Annotated in this window: 27 protein-coding genes and 2 tRNA genes; 26 read left to right on the top strand and 3 right to left on the bottom strand. The window is 57.4% G+C overall.

The annotated features are described in order from the left end of the window. The first annotated feature begins 8 nt into the window (after nt 1–8). From guaA to KYE_RS00140, 5 genes are read left to right on the top strand one after another with little or no spacing between them, the layout of a single operon-like run. Nucleotides 9–1586 (top strand): glutamine-hydrolyzing GMP synthase, encoded by a 1578-nt coding sequence (guaA, locus tag KYE_RS00160; RefSeq protein ID WP_008169149.1) that lies wholly within the window; start codon nt 9–11, stop codon nt 1584–1586. A gap of 20 nt (nt 1587–1606) precedes the next feature. Continuing rightward, nucleotides 1607–2110 carry a tRNA adenosine(34) deaminase TadA gene (gene tadA / locus KYE_RS00155; protein WP_008169147.1) on the top strand — a complete coding sequence of 168 codons (504 nt, stop codon included), beginning with the start codon at nt 1607–1609 and terminating at the stop codon, nt 2108–2110. A 9-nt stretch (nt 2111–2119) separates the two neighbouring features. Further along, on the top strand, nt 2120–3115 hold the full coding sequence (gene galE / locus KYE_RS00150) for a UDP-glucose 4-epimerase GalE (RefSeq protein WP_008169146.1): 996 nt from the start codon (nt 2120–2122) through the stop codon (nt 3113–3115). 30 nt (nt 3116–3145) lie between these two features. Next, a complete protein-coding gene (locus KYE_RS00145) occupies nt 3146–4489 on the top strand; it encodes a UDP-glucose dehydrogenase family protein (RefSeq protein ID WP_008169144.1) in 1344 nt (447 codons plus the stop codon). 23 nt (nt 4490–4512) lie between these two features. Next, complete coding sequence (locus tag KYE_RS00140) at nt 4513–4947, top strand: HIT domain-containing protein (RefSeq protein WP_008169143.1); 435 nt, start codon at nt 4513–4515, stop codon at nt 4945–4947. 13 nt (nt 4948–4960) lie between these two features. Here the strand turns inward: KYE_RS00140 and fabR are convergent, their stop codons facing one another. Beyond that, the gene (gene fabR, locus KYE_RS00135) at nt 4961–5578 is read right to left on the bottom strand and encodes an HTH-type transcriptional repressor FabR (protein ID WP_008169141.1); all 618 of its coding nucleotides are present in this window, start codon (nt 5576–5578) and stop codon (nt 4961–4963) included. Between the two features lie 208 nt (nt 5579–5786). On the opposite strand from fabR, the gene aspS reads away from it, so the two are divergent. The 15 genes from aspS (at nt 5787) to nadA (ending at nt 17727) form a co-directional block, all read left to right on the top strand. Beyond that, nucleotides 5787–7595, top strand: a complete 1809-nt coding sequence (aspS, locus tag KYE_RS00130; RefSeq protein ID WP_008169139.1) for an aspartate--tRNA ligase — start codon at nt 5787–5789, stop codon at nt 7593–7595. Between the two features lie 25 nt (nt 7596–7620). After that, nucleotides 7621–8364, top strand: a complete 744-nt coding sequence (locus KYE_RS00125; protein ID WP_008169137.1) for a YebC/PmpR family DNA-binding transcriptional regulator — start codon at nt 7621–7623, stop codon at nt 8362–8364. A gap of 18 nt (nt 8365–8382) precedes the next feature. Then, complete coding sequence (gene ruvC / locus KYE_RS00120) at nt 8383–8910, top strand: crossover junction endodeoxyribonuclease RuvC (protein ID WP_008169135.1); 528 nt, start codon at nt 8383–8385, stop codon at nt 8908–8910. Nucleotides 8911–8940: 30 nt separating this feature from the next. Beyond that, a complete protein-coding gene (gene ruvA, locus KYE_RS00115) occupies nt 8941–9570 on the top strand; it encodes a Holliday junction branch migration protein RuvA (protein WP_008169133.1) in 630 nt (209 codons plus the stop codon). 132 nt (nt 9571–9702) lie between these two features. Beyond that, nucleotides 9703–10734 (top strand): Holliday junction branch migration DNA helicase RuvB, encoded by a 1032-nt coding sequence (gene ruvB / locus KYE_RS00110; protein WP_008169131.1) that lies wholly within the window; start codon nt 9703–9705, stop codon nt 10732–10734. Continuing rightward, a complete protein-coding gene (locus KYE_RS00105; RefSeq protein ID WP_008169129.1) occupies nt 10727–11188 on the top strand; it encodes a YbgC/FadM family acyl-CoA thioesterase in 462 nt (153 codons plus the stop codon). The genes ruvB and KYE_RS00105 overlap by 8 nt, the downstream gene beginning before the upstream one ends. 3 nt (nt 11189–11191) lie before the next feature. Further along, nucleotides 11192–11881: a protein TolQ gene (gene tolQ / locus KYE_RS00100; protein ID WP_008169128.1), complete on the top strand. Its 690-nt coding sequence runs from the start codon at nt 11192–11194 to the stop codon at nt 11879–11881. Between the two features lie 46 nt (nt 11882–11927). After that, nucleotides 11928–12374, top strand: a complete 447-nt coding sequence (tolR, locus tag KYE_RS00095; RefSeq protein WP_008169126.1) for a protein TolR — start codon at nt 11928–11930, stop codon at nt 12372–12374. 79 nt (nt 12375–12453) lie between these two features. Next, complete coding sequence (gene tolA / locus KYE_RS00090) at nt 12454–13437, top strand: cell envelope integrity protein TolA (RefSeq protein WP_008169124.1); 984 nt, start codon at nt 12454–12456, stop codon at nt 13435–13437. A 16-nt stretch (nt 13438–13453) separates the two neighbouring features. Continuing rightward, nucleotides 13454–14767: a Tol-Pal system beta propeller repeat protein TolB gene (tolB, locus tag KYE_RS00085; protein ID WP_085986428.1), complete on the top strand. Its 1314-nt coding sequence runs from the start codon at nt 13454–13456 to the stop codon at nt 14765–14767. Between the two features lie 67 nt (nt 14768–14834). After that, entirely contained in the window at nt 14835–15407 is a 573-nt protein-coding gene (pal, locus tag KYE_RS00080; RefSeq protein ID WP_008169120.1) for a peptidoglycan-associated lipoprotein Pal, read from the top strand. A 16-nt stretch (nt 15408–15423) separates the two neighbouring features. Further along, nucleotides 15424–16170, top strand: a complete 747-nt coding sequence (gene ybgF / locus KYE_RS00075) for a tol-pal system protein YbgF (RefSeq protein ID WP_008169119.1) — start codon at nt 15424–15426, stop codon at nt 16168–16170. Nucleotides 16171–16255: 85 nt separating this feature from the next. Beyond that, nucleotides 16256–16331, top strand: a tRNA-Lys gene (locus tag KYE_RS00070). A 68-nt stretch (nt 16332–16399) separates the two neighbouring features. Beyond that, nucleotides 16400–16475: transfer RNA gene (locus KYE_RS00065), tRNA-Lys, on the top strand. A gap of 190 nt (nt 16476–16665) precedes the next feature. Further along, nucleotides 16666–17727: a quinolinate synthase NadA gene (nadA, locus tag KYE_RS00060; RefSeq protein WP_008169118.1), complete on the top strand. Its 1062-nt coding sequence runs from the start codon at nt 16666–16668 to the stop codon at nt 17725–17727. Here the strand turns inward: nadA and KYE_RS00055 are convergent, their stop codons facing one another. Next, nucleotides 17728–19161, bottom strand: a complete 1434-nt coding sequence (locus KYE_RS00055) for a M48 family metalloprotease (RefSeq protein WP_008169117.1) — start codon at nt 19159–19161, stop codon at nt 17728–17730. Between the two features lie 203 nt (nt 19162–19364). Here KYE_RS00055 and KYE_RS00050 point away from each other — a divergent pair, with 203 nt between their 5' ends. Together KYE_RS00050 and KYE_RS00045 are read left to right on the top strand one after the other, a co-directional pair. Beyond that, nucleotides 19365–19592, top strand: a complete 228-nt coding sequence (locus tag KYE_RS00050) for a sulfurtransferase TusA family protein (RefSeq protein ID WP_008169116.1) — start codon at nt 19365–19367, stop codon at nt 19590–19592. Between the two features lie 16 nt (nt 19593–19608). After that, nucleotides 19609–20688: an AI-2E family transporter gene (locus KYE_RS00045; protein ID WP_008169115.1), complete on the top strand. Its 1080-nt coding sequence runs from the start codon at nt 19609–19611 to the stop codon at nt 20686–20688. A gap of 7 nt (nt 20689–20695) precedes the next feature. On the opposite strand, the gene KYE_RS00040 is transcribed toward KYE_RS00045, so the two are convergent. Beyond that, on the bottom strand, nt 20696–21163 hold the full coding sequence (locus KYE_RS00040; protein WP_008169114.1) for a peroxiredoxin: 468 nt from the start codon (nt 21161–21163) through the stop codon (nt 20696–20698). Between the two features lie 74 nt (nt 21164–21237). On the opposite strand from KYE_RS00040, the gene dapA reads away from it, so the two are divergent. From dapA to KYE_RS00020, 4 genes are read left to right on the top strand one after another with little or no spacing between them, the layout of a single operon-like run. Beyond that, complete coding sequence (gene dapA / locus KYE_RS00035) at nt 21238–22116, top strand: 4-hydroxy-tetrahydrodipicolinate synthase (RefSeq protein ID WP_008169112.1); 879 nt, start codon at nt 21238–21240, stop codon at nt 22114–22116. A gap of 35 nt (nt 22117–22151) precedes the next feature. After that, entirely contained in the window at nt 22152–23249 is a 1098-nt protein-coding gene (gene bamC, locus KYE_RS00030) for an outer membrane protein assembly factor BamC (RefSeq protein WP_008169110.1), read from the top strand. A 44-nt stretch (nt 23250–23293) separates the two neighbouring features. Further along, the gene (gene purC / locus KYE_RS00025) at nt 23294–24007 is read left to right on the top strand and encodes a phosphoribosylaminoimidazolesuccinocarboxamide synthase (RefSeq protein ID WP_008169108.1); all 714 of its coding nucleotides are present in this window, start codon (nt 23294–23296) and stop codon (nt 24005–24007) included. A gap of 32 nt (nt 24008–24039) precedes the next feature. Then, on the top strand, nt 24040–24768 hold the full coding sequence (locus KYE_RS00020) for a TIGR04219 family outer membrane beta-barrel protein (protein WP_008169103.1): 729 nt from the start codon (nt 24040–24042) through the stop codon (nt 24766–24768). The last annotated feature ends 13 nt before the right edge of the window (nt 24769–24781 follow it).

Here is a 24781-nt window from a genome sequence, read left to right as displayed (position 1 = left end):
AGGACTCCATGGCCCAGAACATCCACGACCACCGCATCCTGATTCTCGATTTCGGTTCCCAGTACACCCAGCTGATTGCCCGTCGTGTTCGCGAGATCGGCGTTTACTGTGAGATCAAAGCGTTCGATATCACCGATGACGAGCTTAATGAGTTCAATCCGAAGGGGATTATTCTTGCAGGCGGTCCGGAGTCGGTAACTCAGCTGGGCGGTCCTCGGGCGCCGGAAGGGCTGTTTGACCGTGGTATCCCGATTCTCGGCATCTGCTACGGCATGCAGACTATGGCAGAGCAGCTTGGAGGCCGCGTTGCCAGTTCCGAGAAACGCGAGTTCGGTTATGCCCAGGTGAAGGTTCGCGCCAAGGGTCCGCTGCTGGCGGATATCACGGATCATCTGACGCCGGCTGGTGAGTCGCTGCTGGACGTGTGGATGAGCCACGGTGACAAGGTGGTGGCGATGCCTGAAGGCTTCGAGCTGCTGGCCTCCACCGAGAGCGCGCCAATTTCCGCGATGCAGGATCTCAGCCGGAACCTGTACGGCGTCCAGTTCCACCCCGAAGTAACCCACACCCTCCAGGGCAAGCGGATTCTCGAGCATTTCATCCTGACTATCTGTAAATGCGAAGCCCTCTGGACGCCGGCCAAGATCGTCGATGATGCGGTTCAGCAAATTCGCGAGCAGGTGGGCAACGACAAGGTATTGCTTGGTTTGTCGGGTGGCGTCGATTCCTCGGTGACGGCAGCACTGCTGCACCGGGCAATCGGTGATCAGCTCACTTGTGTGTTTGTGGACAACGGTCTCTTGCGTCTTCATGAAGGCGACCAGGTGATGGACATGTTCGCCAGCAACATGGGCGTCAAAGTGATTCGGGTTGATGCCGAAGACCTTTTCCTGTCGAAGCTCAAAGGGGTCAATGATCCAGAGCAGAAGCGCAAGATCATCGGCAATACCTTTATCGATGTGTTCGACGATGAAGCGGCCAATATCAAGGACGTGAACTGGCTGGCACAGGGCACGATCTATCCGGACGTGATCGAGTCTGCTGCGTCCAAGACCGGCAAGGCCCACGTTATCAAGTCCCACCACAATGTGGGCGGCCTGCCGGAAACCATGAAAATGAAGCTGGTGGAGCCGCTGCGGGAGCTGTTCAAGGATGAGGTGCGCCGAATCGGTCTGGAGCTCGGTTTGCCCTACGACATGGTGTACCGCCACCCGTTCCCGGGGCCGGGTCTGGGCGTACGTATTCTCGGTGAAGTTAAAAAGGAATATGCCGATATCCTGCGCCGCGCCGACGCCATTTTCCTGGAGGAACTCCACCGTGCGGATTTCTACCACAAGACGAGCCAGGCCTTTGCAGTATTCCTGCCGGTCAAGTCGGTTGGCGTGGTAGGTGACGCCCGTCGCTATGAATACGTGGTGGCTCTTCGTGCTGTTGAAACCATCGATTTCATGACCGCCCGCTGGGCGCATCTGCCTTACGATCTCCTTGAGACCGTTTCCAACCGGATCATCAATGAGATCACCGGTGTATCCCGGGTGACCTACGATGTTTCGTCCAAGCCGCCCGCAACCATCGAGTGGGAATAATCGACGGGTGAGCCGGTCCGATGTCTGAGGCGACGCCGGAAGACAAGCGCTGGATGAATCGCGCGCTCCAGCTGGCTGGTGAGGCTGCAGCAAAGGGCGAAGTGCCTGTCGGTGCCGTGGTGGTTCTGGATGGCAAGGAAATCGGCGCGGGTTTTAACGCGCCGATTTCCGGTTGCGATCCCACGGCCCATGCCGAAATCAGGGCGCTGCGCGATGCCGCCGCCCGGGTGGGCAATTATCGGCTGCCGGATGCCACGCTTTACGTTACTCTGGAGCCCTGTACCATGTGCGTGGGTGCGATCGTCCACGGCAGAATCAGTCGGCTTGTCTATGGGGCACGTGAGCCCAAGGCCGGTGCAATAGAGTCTGCACGCCGGACACTCGAAGAGCCCCATCTGAACTGGGACGTGACCGCCGTTGGCGGCGTCTTGTCAGATCAGTGTAGCCAGGTGATCAGTGAGTTTTTCAGTCGGCGACGGGCAGAGATCCGGCGTCTGCGCAAACAGAATTCAGGGAAGGAGTAGTTTTCGCCTATGAAAGTCCTCGTTACCGGCGGAGCCGGATATATTGGCAGTCACGTGGTCCGTCAGCTGGGCCAGGCCGGTCACGATATCGTTGTTTTCGATAACCTCTCCACTGGCTACCGCTGGGCGGTCACCGCCGGCGAACTGGTGGTCGGGGATCTGGCCGACGAAGCGGCAATCGAAGATCTGTTCTCCCGTCACCAGTTTGAGGCAGTCCTGCATTTCGCTGCCAATATTGTGGTGCCGGAGTCTGTCGCCAACCCCCTGAAGTACTACAGCAACAATACCCGCAATACCCTGAACCTCCTGAAAGCGGTCGAAAAGCACGAAGTGCCGTACATGGTGTTTTCCTCCACCGCGGCTGTCTATGGTATGCCTGAGCAGACGGTGCTCACTGAGGATCTGCCGCTGGCCCCGATCAACCCCTACGGCGCGTCCAAGATGATGAGCGAGCGGATGATCATGGATCTGGCCGCAGCCTCCAGCCTCAATTATGTGATTCTCCGTTACTTCAATGTAGCAGGCGCGAATCCGGAAGGGCTGTTGGGGCAGGCCACACCTGAAGCCACGCATCTGATCAAGGTGGCCTGTGAGTGCGTGACGGGACAGCGGGAAGGCATGAGTGTCTTCGGCACCGATTACGATACCCGGGACGGCACCTGCATTCGCGACTACATCCACGTGGAGGACCTGGCCAAGGCCCACGTGATGGCGCTGGACTACATGGCAGATGGTGGTCATTCGAAGGTCATGAACTGCGGTTATGGTCGCGGCTTTACGGTCCGGGAAGTGATTGATGTGGTCAAGGCGCAATCCGGCGTTGATTTTCCGGTCACCGAAACCGGCCGCCGCGCCGGCGACCCGGCAGCATTGATGGCAGACAACACACTTATCCGCCAGACCCTGGGCTGGCAGCCGGACTACGACAATCTAGATACCATTGTCGGCACCGCCCTGGCGTGGGAAGCGATCTGGCAGAAGAAAAAAGCTGACGACACCCAATAACTTTTCTGTATTTGTATCGGGATTTAAAGGATGAAAATAACGATTTTTGGAACCGGTTATGTTGGCCTGGTTACTGGTGCTTGCCTGGCGGATGTTGGCCACGACGTTCTCTGTATGGATGTGGACCAGGGCAAAATTGAAAAGCTCAAGAATGGCCAGATTCCCATCTATGAGCCGGGCCTCGACAATATCGTAAAGCACACCGTTGAGGCAGGCCGCCTTTCCTTTACAACCGATACCAAAGATGCCGTTCGTCACGGCACACTCCAGTTTATTGCCGTGGGTACGCCCCCGGACGAAGACGGTTCTGCCGACCTCCAGTATGTAACCGCGGTAGCCCGTTCCATCGGCGAATACATGGAGGACTACAAGGTAGTCGTCGACAAGTCCACGGTGCCGGTCGGTACCGGCGACAAGGTCTGGACGGCGGTTCGTGCCCAGCTCGACCGTCGTGGCCTGGAACTGGATTTCGACGTGGTGTCCAACCCTGAGTTTCTCAAGGAAGGGGCGGCCATCAACGATTTCATGAAGCCTGATCGCATTGTTGTCGGGACTGATAGCGAGCGCGCGGCTGAGCTTCTGAGGGAGGTCTATTACCCGTTCAACCGCAGTCACGACCGTATGATCTTTATGGACCTGCGGTCCGCAGAGCTCACCAAGTACGCGGCCAACTCCATGCTGGCCACCAAAATCAGCTTTATGAACGAAATCGCCAATCTGGCAGAGCGACTGGGCGCTGATATCGAAGCCGTGCGCCGGGGCATTGGTTCCGACCCGCGGATTGGTTATCACTTCATCTACCCCGGTTGCGGTTACGGCGGTTCCTGCTTCCCGAAAGATGTTCAGGCCCTGGCCCGAACCGCCAGCGACTGCGGTTACGAAGCGCGGCTGCTCAATGCGGTTGAATCGGTCAACTACGCCCAGAAACACGTGTTGTTCGACAAGATCAGCCACTATTTTGGTGGTGATCTCAATGGCAAGGTCGTTGCGCTTTGGGGGCTGGCGTTCAAGCCGAATACCGACGATATGCGCGAAGCTTCTTCCCGCACATTGATGGAAGATCTCTGGAAAGCCGGCGCCAGAGTGCAGGCTTTCGACCCGGAGGCCATGGAGGAAACTCAGCGAATCTACGGTGATCAGGAAGGCCTGACCCTGTGCGGCACGAAAGAGCAGGCGCTTAAAGGGGCAGATGTTCTCGCTATCTGCACCGAGTGGAAAGAGTTCCGGTCGCCAGACTTCGAATCCATTGCTGCGACCATTCGTGAACCTGTGGTCTTTGATGGCCGCAATCTCTACGAGCCGGAAATGCTGGATCGCTACGGCCTCATTTATTACGCCATTGGCCGTGGCCGCACCCAGTTCCACTCCGAGTAAACCCAGATAATCGGAGGATGAATATGAGCGAACCGGAAGTTTTCCGGTTACACGAGCGACTGAAGGCCGACACGATTGGCCTTGGAAGCACCTCGCTTTGTGAAATCCGACTGATGAATGACAGCACCTGGCCTTGGGTGCTGTTGGTGCCGGCGGTCGCCGGCATCCGTGAGATCTACCAGTTGTCGGCGGACCAGCAGTACCAGCTGGTCCGCGAGTCCTCCGCGCTCAGCGAAGCCATGATGGATGTCTTCGGCGGCGACAAGATGAACGTCGCAGCCCTTGGCAACATGGTACCCCAGCTTCATCTGCATCATATCGTGCGGTTCGAAGGCGACCCGGCATGGCCGGGCCCGGTGTGGGGCAAGCAGGCGCCGGTTGCTTATTCCGATGAGGAACTGGAGCAGGTTCGCTCAAGACTGGCCCCGGTTCTTGCTGAACTTGAGGCCGGTGTCTAGTTCGAAGGTGAGGTCAGTTGCGTTTCGCCAGAGTCTGGGAGCCGACCAGGATCATTCTGAGCTCGGTTTTCAGCTTGGCCTTCAGCTCATCACGTTCGGAAGCGGTTGCATCCAGCGCTTCTGCCCCCTGGTTGAATACCAGCGTTACCATGGCCTCGGCCACCAGTCTGGCTTCTGAGAGGGGTTTGTTCTGCTCGTCGGCGATCCGCCGCAGGTCATCGGCCAGTTCGGTCACAAAGTGGTCAATCTCGGCCTTTACGGCTGTCCGAAAAGGCTTGGAGACCCCGGTCCTCTCCCGAAGCATCAGCCGGAACAGATTGGCATTGTTGCCCAGGTACTCCATGAAGGTTTCCACAGAAGTGGAAATGGCGCTGCCACCATCACGGGCAATTCGCTTGCGGGCCTGACGCATCAGTTGCCTTAATGCAACGCCGCCTTCGTCCACCAGAGCCAGGCCCAGTTCATCAAGCTCGGCAAAGTGCCGGTAGAAAGACGTGGGGGCGATGCCCGCCTCCCGAGCAACCTCCCGCAAACTCAGACTGCCAAAGCCCCGGTCCGCACTCAGTTGCGAGAGCGCCGCATCCATCAGTGCCCGCCGGGTTTTCTGTTTTTGCTCCGCTCTGGTGGCCAAGTTCAGACTCCATCTGCTGGTAAAAAAGAAGCATTCTAGCCGGCTGCCAACCTGCAGTCATCCGACCGCTTGATTTGCGTGCCTGCACGCCTGATTTTCACCGCCATTGTGTTTATAATGGGCGGCTTTTCCGCTATGGTCGCACCATTTTTCAAGCGATCCAGAACACGCACCATATTTGAACACATTAAACGTAACGGGAACCGGTATGCGCAGTCATTATTGCGGTGGGATCAACGAATCCCACATCGATCAGGAAGTCACACTTTGCGGATGGGTACACCGCCGTCGTGACCACGGTGGGGTTATCTTCCTGGATCTGCGGGATCGGGATGGTATGTCTCAGGTTGTTGTGGATCCTGATACCCCTGAGAGCTTTGCGCTTGCGGAAAAAGTCCGTAGCGAGTTCGTGATCAAGGTCACCGGCCGGGTGCGTCGTCGTCCTGCCGGAACCGAGAACAACAACATGCCGACCGGGCAGGTTGAGCTTCTGGGTAAGGAGCTGACTATCCTGAACGCCGCAGCGACCCCGCCGTTCCCGCTGGATGAGCATGTCGACGTTGGCGAGGACGTGCGTCTGCGCTACAGGTTTGTGGACCTGCGTCGGCCGGAAATGATCAACCGCCTGCGTTTCCGTTCCCGGGTGACCAGTTATATCCGCAACTACCTCGACAGCAACGGCTTCATGGATGTGGAAACTCCTATCCTGACCCGTGCCACGCCGGAAGGCGCGCGGGATTACCTGGTGCCGAGCCGTACCCACGAAGGCTCCTTCTTCGCGCTTCCCCAGTCTCCCCAGCTGTTCAAGCAGCTGCTGATGGTGTCTGGTGTTGACCGCTACTACCAGATCGCCAAGTGTTTCCGGGATGAAGACCTGCGTGCAGATCGTCAGCCGGAGTTCACCCAGGTAGACATCGAGGCCTCTTTCATTGATGAAGAGACCCTGATGAAGCTGAACGAGGACATGATCCGGGCTCTGTTCAAGGATGTGCTGGAGGTTGAACTGCCGTCCTTCCCGCAAATGCCGTATGCCGAGGCAATGCAACGTTACGGCAGCGACAAGCCGGATCTGCGTATCCCGCTGGAGCTGCTGGATGTAAATGATCTGGTTGAAGGCGTGGACTTCAAGGTCTTCGCAGGTCCTGCCAAGGATCCGAAAGGTCGTGTGGCGGCTCTGCGTGTGCCGAAAGGCGGCGAGCTGACGCGCAAGCAGATTGACGACTACACCAAGTTTGTTGGTATCTACGGTGCCAAAGGTCTTGCCTATATCAAGGTCAATGACCTGTCCAAGGGCGTTGAAGGTCTGCAGTCCCCGATCATCAAGTTCCTGGGTGATGATGTTGCTCTGGCTATCATGGAGCGTGTGGGTGCCGAAGACGGCGACATCGTGTTCTTCGGCGCGGACAAAACCAACGTGGTCAATGAAGCCCTCGGCGCACTGCGGATCAAGATCGGTCACGATCTCGACATGCTGACTTCCGAGTGGGCGCCGCTCTGGGTTGTCGATTTCCCGATGTTCGAGGAAACTCCGGACGGCGGCCTGACCGCGATTCACCACCCGTTCACCGCGCCGTCCTGTAGTCCGGAAGATCTGGCCGCAGACCCCGCCAAAGCGTTGTCCCGCGCCTACGATATGGTGTTGAACGGCACTGAATTGGGCGGCGGTTCTATCCGTATTCACGATGAGAAAATGCAGGAAGCGGTGTTCCGTATTCTGGGTATCGGTGAAGAGGAAGCCCGCGCCAAGTTCGGCTTCCTGCTGGATGCCCTGAAGTTTGGTTGCCCGCCCCATGGTGGTCTGGCGTTCGGCCTGGATCGCCTGGTCATGCTGATGACCGGCGCTTCGTCCATCCGTGACATTATCGCATTCCCGAAAACCCAGAGTGCCACCTGTCTGATGACCCAGGCGCCGGGCGAAGTGGATGAGAAGCAGCTGCGTGAGTTGCATATCCGTCTGCGCAAGCCGTCAAAGCCGGTTGAAGGCAACAAGGCGGAAGCCGGTGAGGGCAACGAGTAAGTCAGTGATTTAAGGGAGGAGCTGTATGGCGGGTCACAGTAAGTGGGCCAACATCAAGCACCGCAAGGCGGCACAAGATGCCAAGCGGGGCAAGATCTTCACCAAAATCATTCGTGAGCTGACCGTGGCCGCGCGCCAGGGCGGGGGGAATCCCGATGATAATCCCCGCCTGCGCGCCGTCATCGACAAGGCGCTCACCGCCAATATGAAAAAAGACACCATCGAGCGCGCGGTTGAACGTGGCGCCGGTGGTGGCGATGATGACAACTACGAAGAGCTGACCTACGAAGGCTATGGCCCCGGTGGTGTGGCGATATTCGTGGAAGTCATGACCGACAACAAAAACCGGTCTGTGGCTGAAATCCGCCACGCGTTCAACAAGATGGGTGGCAATCTCGGTACCGACGGATCGGTTGCCTACCTGTTCAGCAAGCAGGGAATTATCAGCTACGGTCCGGAGTGGGAAGAGGACAGGCTGGTGGAAGCCGTACTCAGCGCCGGTGCTGAAGACCTTGCGGCCCAGGAAGACGGTTCCTGGGAAATCGTAACCACACCCGAGCAGTTTCTGGACGTCAAGGAATCTCTGGTCAATGCGGGACTGGTGCCGGACAATGCTGAAGTAACCATGGTTCCATCCACGCGGGTTGAGCTGGATCGGGACGGCGCGGAAACCATCCTCAAGCTCATCGATATGCTCGAAGATCTGGACGATGTTCAGAATGTCTACCATAACGCGGATATCTCCGGCGAGATCATGGAATCGCTTTGACCAGTCAGGAGCATTGATGTGGTGATAATTCTGGGCGTTGATCCGGGGTCACGAATTACCGGTTACGGCGTCATTCGGGCGGATGGTCGACACATCGAGTACATCGACAGTGGTTGTATCCGGGTGGGCGAGAAGCCGATGGCTGAACGCCTTCAGACCATATTCCAGAGCCTTGCCACCCTGATAGGAGAGTATCGGCCGGAAGAATTTGCCATCGAGCAGGTGTTCATGGCCCGCAATCCTGACTCGGCTCTGAAGCTCGGTCAGGCCCGCGGCGCAGCCATCGTCAGTGCCGCCAACAGTGGCTTGGCGGTTCATGAATACTCGGCGAGGCAGGTAAAGCAGGCGGTGGTCGGCAAGGGCGGCGCTGACAAATCCCAGGTTCAGCACATGGTTCAGGTGTTGCTTTCGCTTTCACGCAAACCCCAGGCAGACGCGGCCGATGCGCTCGCCATCGCCATGTGCCATGCCCACATGAGCCAGAGTATCCTGCGGGTGGCCAGTGGCGCGGGAAAAGTCCGAAGCGGTCGTGTGCGACAACAATAAACCGCTCCCAGGAGCGACAGGAGATTCAGCTTGATTGGTCGTATCCGAGGTATTCTGGTCGAAAAGGCTCCGGGCCAGGCGCTGGTTGAGTGCGCGGGCCTGGGCTATGAAGTCGACATCCCCTATACCACCTTCTTTCATCTGCCGGAGACCGGCGATGAAGTCACCCTGCATACCCATTTTGCCGTCCGAGAAGACGCCCAGAGCCTCTACGGCTTTGCTTCCAGCCTGGACCGGGACCTCTTCCGCCTGCTGATCAAGGTCAATGGGGTTGGCCCGAAGCTGGCCGTTGGCATTCTTTCCGGATTGGACGCACAGCAGTTCATTCGCTGCGTTGAGAATCGTGACTCCGCCTCACTGGTCAAGCTCCCCGGCGTTGGCAAGAAAACAGCAGAGCGGCTTCTTATTGAAATGGCGGACCGGATAGGGCAACTTGAAGGGCAATTTGTGCCAACGTCGCCAGAGACGACAGGCGTGGGCCAGCCGGGCGGACAAGGCCCCGCTGGCGGGCCGGCGGCCACTGAAGAGGCGGAAGCCGCACTGATCGCTCTGGGTTACAAGCCTCAGGAGGCTGCCAAGGCCATCAGCAAAGTGGCCGAGGAGGGAATGAGTAGTGAAACGCTCATCCGTCTGGCCCTGCGAAACATGATTCCGGCCTGATCGTCAGAACCTGTCGCGAACCTGTAGAGAGCGTAACGTGACACCTGCTAACCCCTTTGTACAATTGGGGCTGCGCTGGAATAGCGGGCAAACGTGAGGCACGATGTTGATTCCCACACTATGGGTGATGCCATGATCGAATCCGACCGGTTGATCTCGGCCCGGGCCGGTGAATATGAGGAAGTACAGGACAGGGCCATTCGCCCGACACTGCTGGCCGAATATGTTGGCCAGCCCACGGTCCGTGAGCAGATGGATATTTTCATATCCGCGGCCCGGGGTCGTCAGGAAGCGCTGGACCACGTTCTGATCTTTGGCCCGCCCGGTCTGGGCAAAACAACCCTTGCCAATATCATCGCCAATGAGATGGGCGTATCCATCAAGACAACGTCTGGTCCTGTGCTTGAAAAAGCCGGCGACCTGGCCGCCATGCTGACTAATCTCGAAGAAGGTGACGTTCTCTTCATTGACGAGATCCACCGTCTCAGCGCGGCAGTGGAAGAAGTGCTGTATCCGGCGATGGAAGATTACCAGCTCGACATCATGATCGGTGAGGGTCCGGCCGCCCGCTCCATCAAGCTGGACCTGCCGCCGTTCACCCTCGTCGGGGCGACCACCCGGGCAGGCTTGCTGACTTCGCCGCTGCGTGACCGCTTCGGCATCGTGCAGCGGCTGGAGTTCTATAACACCGAAGATCTTACCAGCATCATTCTGCGCTCCGCGCGATTGTCTTCGGTAGCCGTCGATGAGGCAGGCGCGTTCGAAATTGCCCGCCGGTCCCGGGGCACCCCGCGTATCGCCAATCGCCTGTTGCGCCGTGTCCGCGATTTTGCGGAAGTCCGCTCAGACGGTCGTATCACCTCTGACATCGCCGATCAGGCACTGAACATGCTGAAAGTGGATAACCAGGGTTTCGATCACATGGATCGGCGCCTGCTGCTGGCCATGATCGAGAAATTCGACGGTGGCCCTGTCGGGGTCGAGAGCCTTGCTGCCGCGATCAGTGAAGAGCGCGGCACCATTGAGGATGTGCTTGAGCCCTTCCTGATCCAGCAGGGTTATATGGTCCGGACTCCCAGAGGGCGGATGGTGACCTCCAACGCCTATCAGCATTTCGGCGTGATTCCGCCGAAGTCGGGCAGGGAGGACGATCTTTTTGGTTGAACAGGCGCCAGAGGGAAGGTTCGAACTGCCGATTCGGGTCTATATCGAGGACACCGACGCTGGTGGCATCGTATTTCATGCCAAATATCTCCATTACATGGAGCGGGCCCGAACCGAATGGGTGCGCAGTTGCGGCGTTGGCCTCAGGGCGGGTCTGGCAGACAATATCAGTTATGTGGTGCAACGGCTGACCATTCATTATGCGGTGCCGGCCAAGCTTGATGACGAACTGCTGGTTACTGCGGAACCCATGGCTTTTGGTAGAGTCTGGATGGATTTCCGTCAGCGTGTGATGCGGGCCGAAGACCGAAAGTTGCTGAGTGACAGTGATGTGCGGGTGGCCTGCATAGCGCTTGATTCCGGTCGTCCCCGCCGGTTACCAACGAATATGCAGGAATTGCTGGCCAGGAATGTCCAGCCCACTGAAACGATAAACAGAACGAGCCAGGAGTAAGAAGTGGATTCAGAACTTTCAGTCTGGTACCTCATTGCCAATGCCGGTGTCTTGGTACAGCTGGTCATGCTTTTGCTGGCCCTGGCGTCAATCATGTCCTGGGCCCTGATTTTCCAGCGCCTACAGGTATTCCGGAAGGCCAAGAGGGCCCAGTTGGCGTTTGAGGAGCGTTTCTGGTCCGGCATGGATCTGGGGCAGTTGTACCGGGAGGTGAACGCCGATCCAACACCGTTTTCCGGTATGGAATCCCTGTTCCGGGCCGGTTTCAAGGAGTTTTCGCGGTTGCGCCAGCAAAGCCGGGATGCCGATGCGGTCATGGAAGGTACCCAGCGGGCAATGCGGGTGGCCTTTTCCCGGGAGCATGAGCGCCTGGAAGCCAGCCTGCCGTTTCTGGCGACTGTCGGCTCTACCAGTCCGTACATCGGTCTATTTGGCACCGTCTGGGGCATTATGAATTCTTTCCGCGGCCTGGCCCAGGTTCAGCAGGCAACCTTGGCCACGGTAGCCCCGGGCATTTCCGAGGCCCTGATCGCGACCGCCATGGGCCTGTTCGCGGCAATACCGGCCGTTATCGCCTATAACCGTTTCTCGGCCATGTCCGATGCGCTGCTGAAGAACTATGAAACCTTTGCCGATGAGTTTTCCAGCATTCTTCACCGTCGCGTGCATCAGAGCGAAAAGGGTGCCGCATGATGGTGGCTGAATTCATGGGCAGGGATCAGCTTGGGAGCACTGCTTTATGAAGGGCATGGGAATGATGCCGGAAAACCGGCGCAAGCCAATGTCGGAAATCAATGTGGTTCCGTACATTGATGTCATGCTGGTGTTGCTGATCATCTTCATGGTCACCGCCCCGATGCTGACGCAGGGGGTGAAGGTTGATCTGCCCCAGACCACTTCCGATCCTATTCAGTCTGACAAGGATGTTGAGTCCATCATTGTTTCGGTTGATGCAAACGGAGCGTACTACGTCGAGATTGGAGACGACGGCAGTGATCCCATGACGCTGTCTGACTTGCGGGCCCAGGTTTCCAAGATCCTCTCGCAACGGGCCTCAAGTGAGATTCTGGTTCGCGGCGATGAAAATGTTCCGTACGGCACGGTTGTTCGGTTGATGGCGGAATTGCAGGGTGCCGGGGCGAGCAGTATCGGCCTGATCACCGAATCACCCCGGGACGACAATTGATAGTGGTGCGGGCAGGAGTGTTGTGAGAGATCACCAGCGTGAAGTAACCACAACTGGCGTGCCACCATGGAAATCACCGGTGGCGCTCTCGGTCACGTTGCACCTGTTGATTCTGGGCATTGCGCTTGCGGGTTGGTCGTGGACCAGCACCGATCATGAGCCGGCACCCAGGAGCATATCGGCCCGGCTGATTACCCAGCAGGAGCCGGAACCGAGCCCGGTGGTAGAGCCGGTCGATCAGCAAAAGCGGGACGAAGAACGCCGGGCCGAAGAGCAGCGTCGCAAGGAAGAAGCTGAACGACAAAGGCAGGAGGAAGAAGCCCGTCGTATTGCAGAGCAGAAGCGGCAGCAAGAACAAATGAGGCTTCAGCAGCAGAAAGAGCAGGAGCGTCAGGAAGCAGAGGCGAAAGAACTCGAAGCCCGGAAAGCCCGTGAAGCGGAGGCTGCCCGTCAAAAGGCGGAGGCGGAGGCCAAGGAGCGAGCCAGGCAGAAAGCTGAGGAAGAAAAACGCCGTCAGGAAGAGGCAAAACGAAAAGCCGAGGAAGAGAAGCGGCGCCAGGAAGAGCAGCGGAAGCGGGAAGAGGCCGAACGAAAGCGCCAGGAGGAGCAGGCTCGCCAGGAAGCTGAACGCAAGCGCCTCGAGGCAGAGCGCAAGCTCCGGGAACAGCAGTTGGAGGCCCAGGCGGAGGCAGCCCAGAGAGCTCGGGAGGAAGAAGCGCGTCGCCAGAGAGAGGCGGCTGCTGCGAAAGCCCGGGAAGCTCAGATGCTGTCGGAGAGTGAGAAGTATCAGGCTCTCATCAGAGAACAGCTCAGCAATGCTTGGTACCCGCCATCTTCTGCCACTGAAGATATGTCGGCGCGGGTTCAGATTATGTTGCTGCCGACCGGGGAGCTTGCGAGGGCCGAATTAGTAAGTAGCAGCGGAAACAGGGCCTTTGACAATTCGGCTCTACAGGCCGTGCGCTCGTTACAAAGGTATCCAATTCCCAACGATCGGAGCACTTTTGACCGGTATTTTCGACAGTTTACGATTGAGTTCAATCCACGCCGGATGAATAGATAATGATATGGATAACATCATGACACATCGGATTTGGCACAAACCGTCCAGAACGCTTCTTGCCGCCACGGCCCTGTTCTTTTTCGCGGTTTCGACAGCCCGGGCGGAGCTGTTGATCCGGATTACTGAAGGCGCGGATTCGGCCATTCCTGTTGCAGTGGTGCCTTTCGCCGAGTCTGGACAGATGCCCGCTGGCGACAAGGTCAGCAGCATTGTTCAGGCGGATCTGACCATGACGGGCGAATTCCGGACTCTGCCTCCGGAGAAGATGCTGAGCCTGCCATCCAGGCGGGAGGAAGTGTATTTCCGGGACTGGCGCCTGCTGGGCCAGCGCTATGTCCTGGTGGGGGCCCTCAGCCGAAGCGGTGACCGTGTTCAGGCCCGGTATGAGCTGTTCGATGTAAACCGCGAGGAACGGATTCTCGGTGAAACTGCGGCGGCACCTGCCTCCAATATGCGCTCGCTCGCTCACCACATCAGCGACAAGGTATATGAGGCCATCACGGGTGTGCCGGGTGCCTTCTCAACTAAGCTTGCCTACATCACGCTTGATACCGCCAATGGCAAACCACGTTACCGACTGCAGGTCAGCGACGTGGACGGCAAACGCGCCAGAATCCGGCTTGAAAGCCAGGAGCCCATCCTGTCACCGGCATGGTCGCCAGACGGGGAAAAGCTGGCCTATGTGTCGTTCGAAACAGGGAAACCGGTGATTTTTGTTCATGAGCTTGCAACCGGCAATCGCACCAAAGTGGCAGACTTTCCGGGGCTCAACTCGGCGCCGGCCTGGTCCGACGATGGCCGATCGTTGCTGATGACCCTCTCGAAAGACGGCAACGCCGAGATCTACCGGATGAACCTCGATACCCGGCAGTTGACCAAGCTTACGAACCACTGGGCGATTGATACCGAACCGAGCTATGACGCCACTGGCAAGGGCATTTTCTTTACGTCGGACCGGTCCGGAGGTCCGCAGATTTACCACATGGATACACCGGGTGCGGAGCCTCGTCGTATCACCTTCGGCAGCCGTTACAACGCTCGGCCAAGGCCCGACAATGACGGTAACTATGTGTATTACGTTCACCAGCGCGATCGGGCATTTCATATTGCCCGTACCGAACTGAAAACCGGGGAGGAAACGATCCTAACCCGCACCGAGTCTGATGAGTCTCCCAGTGTTGCGCCCAATGGCCGGATGCTGATCTACGCTACCCGGCAGAATGGCAGCAACGTGCTCACGGTTATTTCCGCGGATGGTGGAGCAGCGTACAGCTTGCCGGCCTCCGAAGGCGATGTCCGTGAGCCCGCCTGGGGACCTTTGGTTCGCTGACTCCCGGAGCTTTCCGGTGTTGGCCATTGTTCAAGCAATAACGTCACTCAACTGAAAGGAAGAAAACATGAATTTTTCAGCTCAATCAAAAGCGTTCGCACTGTTGTTGTCCGTCGGTCTGGTAGCGGGCTGTAGCTCTACCGGTGGTACCTCCGAAGAAGGCGGCGAGTATGGTTCCGATGTGGCTGCTGTAGACCAGGAAGGTGGATCCACTGTTTACGGAGGTGACGACCAGGGCGGTGTTTCTTCTTCAGCCATGACCGAAGAAGAGCGTATGGAAGCTCGCAAGCAGGCCGAACAACAGGCCCTGCGTGAAATCACCACCTTCTACTTTGATTTCGATACGGCTGAAATCAAGCAGGAAGCCCGCGATGTCCTGGTGGCACATGCCCGTTTCCTCGCCAACAACCCGGGTCAGAACGTCCGCATTGAGGGTCACGCCGACGAGCGCGGTACCAAGGAATACAACCTGGCCCTTGGCGAGCGTCGTGCTAACGCCGTTCAGCGTTTCCTGATTGTAAACGGTGCTTCACGTGGCCAGCTCGAGACCGTAAGCTATGGCGAAGAGAAGCCGGCCGTGATGGGTTCCAGCGAGAGCGCCTGGGCCCAGAATCGTCGTGTAGAACTCGTATTTGAGTAATCACACAGGAACGACCATGAGAAAAATCCTCATGGCGACAGTGGTGCTTCCGCTTGCCCTCGGGCAGGCGGGAGTGGCCCTGGCGCAATCAGCCCAGGACAGTCAGCGTAACGCCAACAGCAGTCAGGCGACGTCGGAACTGTTCTACATGATCCAGCAGCTTCAGGGTGAAGTCAGACGGCTCCAGGGCGAAGTGGAGGAGCAGCGGCACCTGATTAACCGCCTGCAGCAGCAAGGGCGCGACCGTTATATCGATCTGGATCAGCGTATTCTGGATCTCTCGGAAAAGGTCGCATCACAGCCGGCTCCCGAAGCCAGCGAAGGTGGTGGCTCTGCTGCCTCAGGCCAGGCCCGGGAGGCCAGGGAATACCGCCAGCCCGATGCGGAAGAACGAAAGGCCTACGAGCAGATCCAGGACCTGATTCGTAATCAGAAAAAATACGATGAGGCCATTAGTCGGATATACGAATTTATCGATGAATATCCGGAAGGTGATCTGACGGTCAACGCCTATTACTGGCTCGGCGAGGTCTATCTGGTCAAGCCGCAGCTCGAACAGGCAAAACAGGCGTTCACGATTGTCGCTACCCGTTTTGCCGACCATCGCAAGGCTCCGGATGCGGTCTATAAGCTGGGCGTAACTCATGATCGCCTGGGCGAAAAGGAACAGGCTCGGCGCAGCATGCAAACTGTGATTGATGATTACCCGTCCAGCAGTGCTGCTGACCTCGCACGGAAGTTTCTCGAGTCCCAGAACGGCTGATTGTCTGGCGCGGCAAAAATGTTGAGAAACCTGAGAAAAAGGGGTTGATCAACGGCCAAAAATCATTACTATATGCGCCTCGTTTGGGTCGTTAGCTCAGTTGGTAGAGCAGTTGGCTTTTAACCAATTGGTCGAAGGTTCGAATCCTTCACGACCCACCAAACACGAAATACCGGGTGGGCTGAGTCATTCGGTATAGATTGAAGTCAAGGCTTCGGTCGCCAGTTACGGGTCGTTAGCTCAGTTGGTAGAGCAGTTGGCTTTTAACCAATTGGTCGAAGGTTCGAATCCTTCACGACCCACCAAATAACAGAAGCCTGCGGGTTTTTGTGAAAAAAGAGCCTCCGGGCTCTTTTTTTTGCGTATACGTTCCTACCTAGGTAAACAGGGAACAGGCAAAGCGATCACAAGTGTATGATCGCACTGTTTCAGAAACATTAAGCTTGGGGCATGAATGTTATAATGTCCGGGTTCACGCAATACAGAGACGCAGTAATGACTTACGCTGAAGACCGTATCCTTGTTCAAGAGCACCTGGCGCATGCTGCCGAGCCGAAGCCGCTCAGCGCGGACGAAAAGTCCGACCTGGAGGCTCGTATAAAATCGGCTCTGAAGGAGCAGGATGCGGTGCTTGTGGCTCACTATTACACCGATCCCGATATCCAGCGGCTTGCCGAGGAAACCGGTGGCTGTGTTGCGGACTCCCTCGAGATGGCCCGTTTTGGCAACCAACATTCGGCCTCCACCATCGTGGTTGCCGGCGTGAGGTTCATGGGCGAAACCGCCAAGATCCTGAATCCTGAAAAGCGCGTTCTGATGCCAACGCTTGAGGCGACCTGTTCCCTGGATGTGGGCTGTCCTGCCGATGAGTTCGCCGAGTTTTGTGACCAGCACCCGGATCGCACGGTCGTGGTCTACGCCAATACGTCTGCGGCTGTGAAGGCGAGGGCGGACTGGGTGGTTACCTCAAGCTGTGCCCAGGCTATTGTTGAAGATCTGGATGCCCGCGGCGAAAAAATCCTCTGGGCGCCGGACAAGCACCTGGGGCACTACGTCCAGAAAACGACGGGTGCTGATATGCTGCTCTGGGACGGTTCCTGCATCGTTCATGAGGAATTCAAATCCCGCGGGCTGGAGGATCTGAAGGCCCTTTATCCGGACGCGGCGGTACTGGTCCACCCGGAATCGCCCGATGCCGTGGTTGAGATGGCGGATGTCGTAGGATCAACCTCGCAGCTGATTCACGCAGTGCAAACGTTACCCAATGAAAAGTTCATTGTTGCCACAGACAACGGCATCTTCTACAAGATGCAGCAGCTTGCTCCGAACAAAACGCTCATTGAAGCGCCTACCGCAGGCAATGGCGCTACCTGTCGAAGCTGCGCCCATTGCCCCTGGATGGCCATGAATGGCCTGCAGAATCTGCTGCAGGTACTGGAGCAGGGTGATCAGGAAGTGCTTGTGGACCCTGGCTTGCGGGAGAAAGCGCTGCAGCCGCTTCAGCGTATGCTGGATTTTACCGCCAACATGAATCTCAAGGCGGCTGGTAACGCCTGATCAGCTGTTGGCCCGGGCGTGCAGGCGGCTGGTGATTTCGGCCAGCCGCTCAGTCACAACCTGTCGCTGAGGTGCCCCTGCTGGCAACTTCTCCTGTGCCTGCCTTAGCTGACGCTGGGCAGACTCCAGATCGCCCATCAGAACATCGTACTCTGCCCGGGCACGATGCACGCCCACAATATTCCTTGCCATGCCCTCCGCCTCGGCCAGTTTCAGCCAGAGATGCTCCTGTCCCGGTAGCTGACGGGTCAGCTGTTTGAGATGCTCCGCCGCAGCGGCGCCATTACCATCGGCTATTTCCGTGAGGGCGAGGGTGTGGGTGATTGGATAGTTCCCCGGATTCCTCGCCAGTGCGTCTTTCAGAATGGATCGAGCCTCGTCCACACGATCTTGTGCAAGCCTGACCTCTGCGAGGGTTACCTGGAAGGTGATTCGGCCCGGATTCGTGGCCAGCAGATCGTTCAGTATATCCACTGCCTTCTCGTATTGCCGGTCCTCGAGGTAGGCCACGGACAAGCCATACCGGATGGCTTCGTTTCTCTGGGCATCCGGCCGATCGAGGTAGGCTTCAAAGGTTTCGACGGCTACGTCGGGGGAGGGCGCGTAATGCACTTGCAGCCGGCTGCGCATCAGATGGTATTCCTGGCCGTCCCGGATGTTTTCATCTGGATACTGTTCGGCACGATTCCGGGTGTCGGCCACGCGGCTCTGGGTTAACGGGTGCGTAGACAGATACTCTGGCAGTCGATTTCCCTGCATGCGGTTCTGGCGCATCATGATTTCAAACATTTCCGGCATGCCACGAGGGTCCATCCCGGCGCTGGCCAGAATGTCCAGACCGACCCGGTCGGCTTCCTGTTCGTGGGAGCGGCTGTAGGCGAGCATGTTCTGGGCGGCCAGGGCCTGGGTCCCGGCAATGGCGGCAAAACCGATGTCAGACTGGGTGACCGCCGACAGGACAATGCCGGCAATCATACCGGCGAGTGTGAGCGGAGCGCTGGTTTCCTGCTGCTCCATGCGCCGTGCAAAATGCCGCTGGCTGAGGTGAGCAAGTTCGTGGGCGAGAACGGACGCAAATTGTTGCTCGGTCGCAGCATTGAGAAACAGACCGCCATTAACGCCTACAATGCCACCGGGCACCGCAAATGCGTTGATAGCAGGACTGTCGATCAATGCCAGGGTCAGGTCCCGATTCTGGAGTGGGGCCGAGGGCACCAGGCGATAGGTAACGGCGCTGAGGTAATCATACACCAGGGGGTCGCTGATCCTCGGCGCGGATCGGCGGATAGATACCATTACCTGCTGGCCAATATCCGATTCCTGCTGGCCCGCGATCAGGCCTCCACCGGAACCGCCAATGCTTGGCAGCCTGCTCTCCTGAGCGTGGCCCGGCATTGAAAAAAGCAGCAGGGCCAGCAGGGCGGTGATGGCCATTGCCGGTAGCGTTCGGGATCTGGGTTGGATAGCAATCATGTAAAGCCGGGTGCCTGTGGTCTGAATCGCCGGTTTGACAGCGGTTTGCGATAAAAAGTTCTGATCCTCTGGTTAACGAGGATTGTGATGCAATACATTATCACTGTCGGCATAATGCCTGCTTGTTAAATCCGCTTATTATTTTGTGATGGTGTATCGCTAGTATGGTTGATCGAACGCTTGATGCCTCAGGGTTGCGCTGCCCGATGCCGCTGCTGAAGACAAAGCTGGAACTGAACAGCATGGCGCCCGGTGAAGAACTCGAGGTGATTGCTACGGACGCAGGTTCCGCCAGGGATATTCCGGCCTTTCTGCAGATGTCCGATCACAAGTTGATGAGCAGTTCTGAAACCGCCGGGCAGTACCGGTTTGTGATAAAGTGCGGCGGTTAAGATTTCGGAGCTGTAAATGATCAGGACATTACGCGGTCTCGCGCACAAATACTTCTCGGATGAAGAGGCGGTCATCCTGTTCCTGATACTGGTGACAGGAACCATTTTTGTTATCTGGTTCGGTGCCATGCTTGCGCCGGCCATTGCCTCGCTGATTGTGGCCTTTATTCTGCAGGGTCTGGTCACCAAGCTCAACAAACTGGGCGTGCCGGAGACGGTTTCCATTATTGGGGTTTTCCTGGTTTTCCTCGGCGTGCTTGTTGGCTTCCTGTTTGGCCTGCTTCCGCTGATCTGGACGCAGTTGAGCAACCTGGCCGGCGAGGCGCCACGCATTATCCGGGAGCTGCAATCCTATCTTGAGCTGTTGCCGCAGCAGTATCCCCACCTGATCTCCGGAGAAGCTGTCAGCACCGTTTACAGCCAGGTGAGTACGGAAGTGGGGCACATGACCCAATGGCTGGTGTCGTTCTCGCTGTCCAGTATTCCAGATCTCGTGGCGTTGCTGATCTACATGGTGCTGGTGCCTATCCTGGTGTTCTTTTTCCTGAAGGACAGGGAGGTGCTGCTCAACTCCATCGCCCGGCTGCTGCCACCCCAGCGCCCGATGATGCTGCAGATCTGGCACGAGGTGAACCTCCAATGCGCCAACTACGTGCGCGGCAAAGCCGTCGAGATCCTGATTGTGGGCGGCGCCACCTACATTGCCTTCAAGCTGCTGGGGATGCCTTACGCTGCGCTGCTCTCGCTGTTGGTGGGGCTGAGTGTGGTGATTCCTTATATCGGCGCGGCCGTCGTCACCATCCCTGTTGCGGTGATTGCCCTGTTCGCCTTCGGCTGGGGCAGCCAGTTCATCTGGGTGATGGTCATCTACGGTGTCATTCAGGCGCTTGACGGCAATGTTCTGGTGCCCATTCTGTTCTCGGAGGTCAACAATCTGCACCCGGTGGCCATTATCGTCGCGGTGCTGTTCTTCGGGGGAATCTGGGGCTTGTGGGGTGTTTTCTTTGCAATTCCACTGGCTACCATGCTCAAGGCGGTGTTTGCTGCCTGGCCAGTGAAGGAGTCGGCGCCGCCGGCGGAACCCGGAAGCGCCTGACAGGCACTTAAAGTGCCTTGACAGCCTCTAGCACCTCGTCAGCGTGGCCTTTCACTTTTACGCCGCGCCATTCAGCCCGCAGCACGCCATCCTTGTCGATCAGGAAGGTGCTCCGGTCAACGCCCATGTACTCCTTCCCGTAAAGCTTTTTCAGCTTGATCACGTCGAAGAGGGAGCACAGGGCCTCGTCCTTGTCTGAAATCAGGTGAAAGGGAAACTCATGCTTGGCCCGGAAATTCTCATGGGCTTTCAGGCCGTCCCTCGATACGCCGAGAATCACCGTATCAAGCTCCTCAAATTGCTTCATCCGGTCCCGGAAGTCCTGTCCCTCAGTAGTACAGCCAGGGGTGTTGTCTTTCGGATAGAAATAAATCACCACGTTCTGACCTTTCAGATCGTCCAGGCGAACAGTCTGGTCTCCGGTAGCGGGTGCTTCAAAATCCGGTACGGGTTTGTTTAACTCAACGGATGGCATGACATCTCCTTTAATTCCCTTGTGTCAGTTCGTGCCCAACATTACCATATCGGTTTTATTCGGACGGAGCTTTTATGATTACGGGTAGCCTTGTCGCACTGGTCACGCCCATGCATCCAAACGGTGACATCCACTGGGAGGATCTGGACAAGCTGGTAGACTTTCATATCGAAAACGGCACACACGGCATCGTTGCTGTGGGCACCACCGGCGAATCCGCAACGCTCGACCCGGAAGAGCATTGCCAGACCATTGGCCACATCATCAAACGTGTTAATGGTCGCATCCCGGTTATTGCGGGCACCGGCGGCAACAGCACCCGTGAGGCCATTGAACTGACGGCCGAGGCCCATAAGCTTGGCGCAGATGCCTGCCTGCTCGTTGTTCCCTATTACAACAAGCCGACCCAGGAAGGCCTGTATCAGCACTTCAAGGCGATTGCCGAAGCCGTCCCCGGCATGAACCAGATGCTGTACAATGTGCCCGGCAGGACAGCGTGCGACATGCTGAACGAGACCGTGCTCCGGCTTGCCGACATTCCGAATATCGTGGGCATCAAAGACGCCACCGGTAACATTCCCCGGGGTGCCGAACTGATTGAAGCGCTGGACGGCCGTCTGGCGGTCTACTCAGGTGATGACGCCACGGCAGCGGAACTGATGCTGGCCGGTGCCAAGGGCAACGTGTCTGTCACCGCGAACGTCGCCCCGAAGGCAATGTCCCTGCTGTGCGAAGCGGCTATTGCCGGAAATCGTGAAGAAACCGAGCGTCTGAACGAACTGCTCATGCCTCTTAACCGGAAGCTGTTCCTCGAAGCGAATCCTATCCCGGTGAAATGGGCGCTCCATCATATGGGAATGATTGGGGAAGGCATCCGCCTGCCGCTGACCGTGCTCAGCGAAAAGTTCCATGGCGAAGTGGAAGATGCCCTCAAGGCCTCAGGTGTTCTCTGAGTTTGCTTAAATCATCCCATCACCGGAGTAACCTGATGCAGGTTCTAAAAGGAACCGGTAGTACCCTGATGTTCAAACCCGTTGTTGTCGCATCCGGGCTGTTGCTTCTGGCAGCAGCCTCGGGCTGCAGTCTGGTTGAAGACCGCTCCGAACGCTATGTGAATGCCACGGAAGGAAAACCACTGGAATTGCCGGAGACTGCCGACGATTCCCGTTTCAGCCAGACCATGCCCATCCGTGATGTCCAGCCGGCCGACGCCAGCAAAATGTATCCGTCCGATATTCCGCGCCCGCCGGACATGACATCGGACATCCTTGATGAAAACTACGTTATCGAAGAGCTGGATGGTCGGCTCTGGCTCCTGGTCAACGACGTGCCGGGCAGAATCTGGCCTGCGGTAAACAGCTATCTGTCCGAGCGGGGTCTTGGCGTCGGCTTCGACAGTCCCCAGTTGGGCATCCTGCAGACCGAGCTTGCCAATTTCAGCAAGCGTGCCCGAAACCTTGTAGAGCTGTCGGATAACCCGTCTGCCGGCGAACAGAAAGTCGTTCTTCAAGTTCGGATGGCTCCCGGTGTGCGACGCAAGACCACAGAGGTGCAGGTACGCCGGCTTGATGTTGAAGACCAGCCGGACGAGCTGATCCCCTGGACTGGCGTTTCTGATCCCTCCGAGCAGGCTCTGGAATTGCAGAGACGCCTGCTGTCCGATCTGGGTGACTTTCTCAGGGCGCGTGAAGAAACCAAGTCCTTTTCCCGGGCGGCATCCGGAATGGTCAGCGATCCGCTGGTTCGCCTGATCTCGGAAAACGATGAAGCCGTCGCGATCCGCATGGAGCTTGATTATGGTCGTTCCTGGGCGGAAGTAAGTCGGGCACTTACAGATTCCGGCATTCCCGTTGTCGATCTGAACCGCAGTGAAGGCTGGTTCCATGTCGATTTCCGCACCGAAGACGAGCGGGATCCGGGCTGGTTCAGCTGGTTCAGCGACAAGGACGCACCCCAGCATACCCACACAGTCAGCCTTAGCCAGCAGAGCGACGCCATTGTCATCTCTGCCGAGGACGTTCCGGGTTACACTGGCAGCCGGACGACGCCGGATCTGCTCGAGCAACTGTTCGATTACCTATACTGATTCAGGAAGAGGCCGCCAGAGGCGGCCGCTTTTCGGAGACCCCAATGGAAAAACGCGAAGAACTCTACGCCGGCAAGGCAAAATCCGTCTACCGTACCGACAACCCCGAACGTTTCGTGCTGGTATTCCGTGACGACACATCCGCCTTCGATGGTGAGAAAAAGGAACAGCTCAATCGCAAGGGCATGGTGAATAACAAGTTCAATGCGTTCATCATGGAGAAGCTGGAAGCGGCAGGTGTGCCGACCCATTTTGAAGGGTTGCTGTCGTCCACCGAATCTCTCGTCAAGAAGCTGGATATGATTCCGGTTGAATGCGTGGTTCGCAATGTTTCCGCCGGCAGTCTCTGCCGTCGTCTTGGGGTGGCGGAGGGGCAGGAACTGAATCCGCCCACCTACGAACTGTTCCTCAAGAACGACGCACTCCACGATCCGATGGTCAACGAATCCCTGGCCGTCAGCTTTGGCTGGGCCGCGGCGGATGAGCTGGAGCAGATGAAATCGTTGACCTATCGGGTTAACGACGTGCTCAAGGCCCTGTTTGATGAGGCAGGCATGCTGCTTGTGGATTACAAGCTGGAGTTTGGTCGCTGCGAGGGCAAGATCGTTCTGGGTGACGAATTCAGTCCGGACGGTTGCCGGATCTGGGACAAGGAAACTCGCAAGAAAATGGATAAGGATCGTTTCCGCCAGGGGCTTGGCGAAGTGATCGAAACGTACGAAGAAGTCGGGCGCCGTCTGGGAATCCAGTTCGACTGACTGAAACTGACAACAAATTCAAAAGGTGTGTCATGCGTAAACTGATGCTTGCTGTAGGTGGTTCACTGTTTCTGGTGGCGCCTGTGTCACAGGCAGATGTGGTTGGTCTTGGAGCCAGTGTAAGTTACTGGGATTCGGATCTGTCCGGCCAGGCTGCCACCAACAACGACGTTGTGGATGTCGAGAACGATCTGAATCTCGATAGCGATGCCAACGCCAATGCCTCTCTGTACCTTGAGCATCCGGTGCCGCTGTTGCCCAATGTTCGGTTGAACTACACTTTGGTTGAGCAAAGTGGTCGAGGCGATGTAGGTCTGACTGGCTTCGACGGTGTTACCGGTGATGTTCAGTCTGATCTGGATCTGGAACAGTTGGATCTGACCCTGTATTACGAAGTGCTTGATAACTGGGTAAATCTCGACCTTGGCCTCACTGCCCGCGATTTGACGGGCGACCTGATTGTGCGGCAAGCGAATGGGTTGGCCACTAGCGAAACGAGCATTGATGGCGTGATTCCCATGGGCTATCTCGCGGCCCGATTTGATCTGCCGTTAACCGGCGTATCAGTAGGTGCAGAAGGCAACTTCATCAGCTTCGACGGTGACTCTCTGCACGATTTCAACGCCTACGGCCAGTACGAGATCTCATTGATCCAGTTCCGCGCAGGCTATCGTCAGATGTCTATTGATTACGAAGACGGCAATGACCGGCTTGATGTCGAGATAGGCGGACCGTTCGTGAGTGCCGGGGTATCGTTCTGAGACTGGCAGTCTT

Source organism: Marinobacter manganoxydans MnI7-9 (assembly GCF_000235625.1).
Lineage (GTDB): Bacteria > Pseudomonadota > Gammaproteobacteria > Pseudomonadales > Oleiphilaceae > Marinobacter > Marinobacter manganoxydans.
The sequence above is the reverse complement of the archived record's forward strand: the minus strand, read 5'-3'. Positions and strand labels throughout refer to the sequence as shown.

Bases quoted from the DNA above. Each gene is read 5' to 3' on its own strand.
- guaA (WP_008169149.1), top strand. From the start codon at position 9: ATGGCCCAGAACATCCACGACCACCGCATCCTGATTCTCGATTTCGGT.
- tadA (WP_008169147.1), top strand. From the start codon at position 1,607: ATGTCTGAGGCGACGCCGGAAGACAAGCGCTGGATGAATCGCGCGCTC.
- galE (WP_008169146.1), top strand. From the start codon at position 2,120: ATGAAAGTCCTCGTTACCGGCGGAGCCGGATATATTGGCAGTCACGTG.
- KYE_RS00145 (WP_008169144.1), top strand. From the start codon at position 3,146: ATGAAAATAACGATTTTTGGAACCGGTTATGTTGGCCTGGTTACTGGT.
- KYE_RS00140 (WP_008169143.1), top strand. From the start codon at position 4,513: ATGAGCGAACCGGAAGTTTTCCGGTTACACGAGCGACTGAAGGCCGAC.
- aspS (WP_008169139.1), top strand. From the start codon at position 5,787: ATGCGCAGTCATTATTGCGGTGGGATCAACGAATCCCACATCGATCAG.
- KYE_RS00125 (WP_008169137.1), top strand. From the start codon at position 7,621: ATGGCGGGTCACAGTAAGTGGGCCAACATCAAGCACCGCAAGGCGGCA.
- ruvB (WP_008169131.1), top strand. From the start codon at position 9,703: ATGATCGAATCCGACCGGTTGATCTCGGCCCGGGCCGGTGAATATGAG.
- tolR (WP_008169126.1), top strand. From the start codon at position 11,928: ATGAAGGGCATGGGAATGATGCCGGAAAACCGGCGCAAGCCAATGTCG.
- tolB (WP_085986428.1), top strand. From the start codon at position 13,454: ATGACACATCGGATTTGGCACAAACCGTCCAGAACGCTTCTTGCCGCC.
- pal (WP_008169120.1), top strand. From the start codon at position 14,835: ATGAATTTTTCAGCTCAATCAAAAGCGTTCGCACTGTTGTTGTCCGTC.
- ybgF (WP_008169119.1), top strand. From the start codon at position 15,424: ATGAGAAAAATCCTCATGGCGACAGTGGTGCTTCCGCTTGCCCTCGGG.
- nadA (WP_008169118.1), top strand. From the start codon at position 16,666: ATGACTTACGCTGAAGACCGTATCCTTGTTCAAGAGCACCTGGCGCAT.
- KYE_RS00055 (WP_008169117.1), bottom strand. From the start codon at position 19,161: ATGGCCATCACCGCCCTGCTGGCCCTGCTGCTTTTTTCAATGCCGGGC.
- KYE_RS00050 (WP_008169116.1), top strand. From the start codon at position 19,365: ATGGTTGATCGAACGCTTGATGCCTCAGGGTTGCGCTGCCCGATGCCG.
- KYE_RS00045 (WP_008169115.1), top strand. From the start codon at position 19,609: ATGATCAGGACATTACGCGGTCTCGCGCACAAATACTTCTCGGATGAA.
- KYE_RS00040 (WP_008169114.1), bottom strand. From the start codon at position 21,163: ATGCCATCCGTTGAGTTAAACAAACCCGTACCGGATTTTGAAGCACCC.
- dapA (WP_008169112.1), top strand. From the start codon at position 21,238: ATGATTACGGGTAGCCTTGTCGCACTGGTCACGCCCATGCATCCAAAC.
- bamC (WP_008169110.1), top strand. From the start codon at position 22,152: ATGCAGGTTCTAAAAGGAACCGGTAGTACCCTGATGTTCAAACCCGTT.
- purC (WP_008169108.1), top strand. From the start codon at position 23,294: ATGGAAAAACGCGAAGAACTCTACGCCGGCAAGGCAAAATCCGTCTAC.
- KYE_RS00020 (WP_008169103.1), top strand. From the start codon at position 24,040: ATGCGTAAACTGATGCTTGCTGTAGGTGGTTCACTGTTTCTGGTGGCG.